This window comes from Zarconia navalis LEGE 11467 (genome assembly GCF_015207075.1).
Taxonomy (GTDB): Bacteria; Cyanobacteriota; Cyanobacteriia; order Cyanobacteriales; family Geitlerinemataceae; genus Zarconia; species Zarconia navalis.
Map to the genome: position 1 here is coordinate 1 of NZ_JADEXN010000380.1, position 5524 is coordinate 5524.

Consider the following 5524-nt stretch of genomic DNA (forward strand, 5'->3'; position numbering starts at 1 on the left):
GAGGTGAAACGTTTCAGCGGCGAAGATACTTGGGGGGTAGCCCTCTGGGAAAATAGCTCAGTGCCAGGTTCAATCTTACAAGAGGCTTCTTTCAATCGAAAGAAGCCTTTTTGTTTTCGATTTATCTATACCTATAGAACCTCGATTGCACCCAAAGCCTTTAAAGTTGCTGTTTGAGGTTCTGTTAAACCTGTTACTCCGCTTACGTTCATTCCCTCATAAGGTCGAGCGGCCCTAAGCATTTTTAGCCTCTTTCCCGTTTGAACATCCCAAAGCTCGATCGTCTCATCTTGGCTACCACTAGCGAGAGTATTGCCATCGGGGGAAAACGCTACAGTCCATACCAGATTGGTATGACCTTCTAAGGTCTGGATACATTGTCCGGTGATAACGTCCCATAGCTTGACAGTCCGATCGCTGCTACCACTAGCGAGAGTATTACCATCGGGGGAGAACGCAACCGTCCACACCCGGTTGGTATGACCTTCTAAGGTCTGGATACATTCACCCGTATGGATATTCCATAACTTGACACTCAGATCGTCGCTACCACTGGCGAGGGTATTACCGTCGGGGGAAAATACTACCGCCCACACCAGATTGGTATGACCTTCGAGAGTCCGAATACATTCCCCCGTGCGGGTATCCCATAATTTGACAGTCCGATCTCCGCTGCTACTAGCAATGGTTTGACCGTCCCGACTCAGCGCCACCGTCCACACAAAATCGGTCTGTCCCTCAATGGTACGGATACACTCACCCGTATGGGTATTCCATAACTTGACAGTCCGATCGTAACTGCTGCTGACTAAAGTGCGATTGTCAGGGCTAAAAGCGAGAGATAAAACCCGACTCGTATGGCCTTGCAAAGTGCGGCAAACTTGACCCGTGCGAACATCCCACACCTTAATGGTGCGATCGCTGCTACCACTAGCGAGGGTATTGCCGTCGGCACTCCAAGCGACGGTACAGACCCAATTAGCGTGTCCCCACCAAGTTCGATCGATTTGCGTTTCCTCTACATTCCACAACTTGACGGTACGATCGTCGTAACCTCCGACAAGAGTTTTTCCGTCGGGACTCCATGCGATCGACCAGACGCGATTGTTGTGTCCTTGAAGGGTTTTATAACATTGACTGCTCTGGGTATCCCAGAATTTGATCGTGTGGTCGCCACTGGCACTGGCGAGGGTATTGCCATCGGGGGAGAAGGCGACCGAACGCACCCAATTGGTATGACCTTGAAGGATTTTGTAGCATCGACCGCTATCGAGGTTCCATAACTTAACAGTGCGATCTTCGCTACCGCTAGCAAGAGTTTTTCCGTCGGGACTCCATGCGACCGAGCGCACCCAACCCTCGTGTCCGAGTAAAGTTTGCAGCATTTTTCCCGTAGGGATATCCCAGAGTTTAATGGTGCGATCTTCGCTGCTGCTAGCGAGGGTTTTGCCATCGGGACTCCATGCTACCGACCAAATTGGATTGGTATGTCCGTGCAGGGTGTTTAATAGATTACCCGTTCGAGCATCCCAGAGTTTTACGGTGCGATCTTCACTGCCGCTAGCAAGGATGCGACCGTCCCGACTCCATGCCACCGACCACACCCAACTGCTGTGTCCCTTGCAGGTTAACCGTTTTTGCCCGTCGATCGGACTCCACAAAACGATTTCGCGATCGGCATCCCCCGTCGCCAGACATTCTCCATCGGGACTAAAAGCAACGGTTAACGGAATTCCCAAGGTTTCTGTTAGTACCGATTTGCCTAAATCCGCACCGGCAAAATTGCAATTTTGTAAGTTGACTTCGCGTAAGTCAGCTTGCCAGAGAGTGAGATTGGAGAAATCGTAACCGCTCAAATCTGTTTGCAGTTGAACGAGTAAATTAAGTAGGTTTCCTCCCGTATATCCCGGTTCTTTTGAATAGCTTTTTTGGAGTTTTTTAATGATTTTGGAAATTTGAGATTCGATATTTTTATGAGTATGGAGATCGAATAAGATTTGAGCGAGGATGGGTTTTAAAATACACTCGTTCTGAGATTCTCGAATATAATCTTTTTCTGATGCTTTGAGTAAAGCATGACAATTTAATAATGAAATTTCGCCGGTAATAATCTCGTGACTGACTTTTTCAACGAGTCGATCGGTAGTATATCCCATCACCACCGGTTGCTGAGTATATTTTCCCGTTTGTTTCTCGATGAGCGATCGCCAACTTAAAGATTCGAGCGCCCCTAATAATTTAGAACGAGAGACGCTCGGAATTATATCCGCAGCCAGCTCGGAAATTTTCGCCCATTCCCGATCGATCGCCAGCCAATACATCAAGTTTTGTTCTAGGGCGCTGAGGCGATCGAACTGCCGATCGAGCAGGCGGCGAATACTATTAAAAACCCCGGCATTTTGAGAAAGAAACTCACCAATATCCCCATCAAAGAGTTCTTGAATCGAAGTTGAAACAATTTTCAGTGCTAAAGGATTGCCGCCGTAATGTTCCAGGAGTTGCTGTTTTTGAAGATCGTCACCGGTCAGTTCGCTCAAGAGCAACAGTACCTCAGCTTGGGCTTGTAGACCCCGTACCGAAAGCGATCGCACCGCTAACTCCATCCCTTCGAGAGCCGCAATATCGGCGGGTTTTTCTCGACTGGTGAGGATGACGCAACTCTGGTGCGCCGTTTCTCCCACCAACCGCAGTAACTCGCCATAGGCTTCGTAACCGACTCGATACTGTCCGGCACATCCCGCTTCCAAGAGGGTTTCCGCATTATCCAAAACCAACAAACATCGCCTCGCACGCAACTGGGCCATCAAGGGTTTGAGTTCCGGTTGGGTGTCCTCTTGCTCGGACACGAACGGCACCAACTCCCCCAGGAGGGTTTCGAGAGTGGGAGCATTTCGGAGCGATCGCCAAATGACGCATTCAAAGTCCCCTTGAAGCTGCTGGGCGAGTTTTACGGAAAGAGAAGTTTTGCCAATTCCCCCCATACCCAAGAGTGCCACCAACCGGCAGCGATCTCCGATAATCCAGCGTTCTAGGGTGGCTAATTCTTCCCCCCGTCCGTAGAACCGACTGACATCGATCGCCTCTCCCCAGTCCGTTTGAGTTTCGAGCTGTACGGGGGAATCTTGAGGAGTCTTTTGCGAATCGGTGGCTCGATCGTCTTCTGGCTGGGCGGTTGGTGTCTGAGGGGTTTGCTGTTGCCATTTCCGTTCCAGCGCCGCCCGAAAGCTGGTTTTACTTACCCGTTCTCCAAGGGCTTCACTCAGCATTTTCCACAGCTTCGGCCCCACGTCGCGGGTAATGTAGCTAATAGAATACCCCGACGCTTCGGCAATTTGGATGTAGGTTTGACTTTCCCAAGCACCGCGAACGATCGCCGTTTCCACGTCGTTGAGTCGTTTGCCGAATCGATCGAAGACCGCAGCATTAGCCACCAAAAGCGCTTCTTCCAAATTCATCTCGCTACCCAATGAGTGCTGTTGCCCAGATTTTAACGGACATTCCTAGAGATAGTTAGGATACGATCGATCTATTTTATGCACGATCGTATCTTCATCGCTTTACCAATATCCGATCGTACGGCTAAGAAAATCGTGAATATACTTTTGCCTAATTTTAGCGATCGGCTTTACTCGGAAGAGTTTTTGAAGAGTTTCTCGTCAGAGCTAGAGAATCTACGATCGTCACTTACAAAGTCGTAAGCTCAGATCGATCGCCAAAGTGCGCTGATTCATAGCATACATTAGCTTAATAGTAAACTGGCGTATTATTTATTATTTAATGAGTCTAAATATAATTGGAAATCAAGAAATATTTGGAATTTAATATTCAATTTTAGAGGTGGTCCCGATTCTTCCTTATGGTTACTGTAGAATTTGGCTGTCGGGTAATTTTTTAGGCGATATATGAAGACCCAATATTTTTGACGAAACCTGTTCTTTTCTTGAAGCTTTAATAACATCTAGAAATAAGTATGTTTTGGATAAATCTCTCTGAAAAACCTTGTTTTCTCTTTTTGAATAAGAACAATTTGAGTAGTTCGAGTTAAAGACAACAAAAGATTACGGATTTCTGAATATAGAAGGCTACGATGCTTTTAGAAAATACTGCTACGATCGGCAAGATCGCTTCTACTTTTTGTGGCGGTTGAACCCTGAGTTCAAAGGGGAAAAAGACGATCGACACTTCCCCCAAGATATCTACTCGGCTAAGATTTCACTTCCTATTTATCAAAAAATCATCGGTAACTTTAGAAAAGTTATCGATGATTTTTTGGAGTTGCCGAAACATCCAAAACCCCTCAATTCTCACAGTCGAGGGCGCAGGCATTGGGATATCTAAAATTTCCCTCTCGACTGGAGAAATCACCCGAATGCTTGCGCCCCGACCGAAACGATCGTCTTCGATCGCCTTCCCTAGTGGGGGGCTAACGCGCGCTTGTATGCCTCGTCTAACACCTCTGAGAGAGTGGGGTGGGTGTGGACGTTGAAGGCCAAATCGTTCACCGATTGTCGATCGGCGATCGCGTTGGCCGCTTCCTGAATCAAATCGGCGGCGTGGATACCGATGATGTGCGCCCCCAGTAGTTCCCCAGTATCCTGACGGTAAACCAGCTTCGCCAAACCGTCCGTCTCTTTCTCCGCCAGAGCTTTAGAATTGGCTTTAAAGTAGGTTCGCGCCGTGGCGACCTCAAATCCTTCCGTTTCTCCCAACTCTTTGGCTTGGGGTTCTGTCAACCCGACAAAGCTAATTTCCGGGTGGGTAAATGCCGCTGCCGGGATGCTGCGATAGTCTACTTGCCGGGGACGACCGCAAATGGTTTCGACGACCGCCACGCCTTGGGCAGAGGCCACGTGGGCCAGCATCATTTTACCTGTGGCATCCCCGATCGCCCACAAATTTGGCATCGGTTCACCGTTTGCTACTACCGCCAGATTGTCGTCTACGGGGATAAAGCCTCGGCGATCGGTCTCTACCCCCACCGCCGCTAAATTCAAATTCTCGGTATGGGGAATGCGTCCAGTGGCCACCAAACAAGCATCTACTTCCAACACATCGACCACTTCGCGGGTTTTCATATCTGCAAGTTCGATCGTCACCGGATGGCCGGGGGTGACTTTCTGCGCCAGGACCCCCGCATGGGCTTCGATATCGCGGGAATCGAGGAGAACCCGCTTGGCAATCTTGGCAATATCGGGATCGAAGGTGGGCATCAGGGTGTCGAGGGCTTCGATGGTGGTGATTTCGCACCCTAGGGCGGAGTAAACATCGGCAAACTCCAAGCCGATGTAACCGCTACCGATAATCGCCACCCAGGGGGGTAGAGTTTCCAACTTCAGGGCATCGTCGCTGGTAAAGACGGTTTTGCCGTCAATCTCAATGCCGGGGGGGACGAAGGGAATCGAACCGGGGGCGAGAATGATGTGATTGGCGGTGATGGTTTTTTCGCCCTCAGGGGTTTCCACCGTCACTTTTTGAGGGGCGGCAACTTTACCCCAACCCCGAATAATATCGACCCCGAGGCGTT

Annotated in this window: 2 protein-coding genes; both read right to left on the minus strand. The window is 49.3% G+C overall.

Features of this window, described 5'->3' with window-relative positions; all coding sequences use genetic code 11:
- Positions 1–131: 131 nt before the first annotated feature.
- Positions 132–3455, minus strand: a complete 3324-nt coding sequence (locus IQ235_RS17495) for a WD40 domain-containing protein (RefSeq protein WP_264322709.1) — start codon at positions 3453–3455, stop codon at positions 132–134.
- 957 nt (positions 3456–4412) lie between these two features.
- Positions 4413–5524: dihydrolipoyl dehydrogenase (locus IQ235_RS17500; protein WP_264322710.1), on the minus strand; the 1112-nt coding region annotated here is incomplete at its 5' end.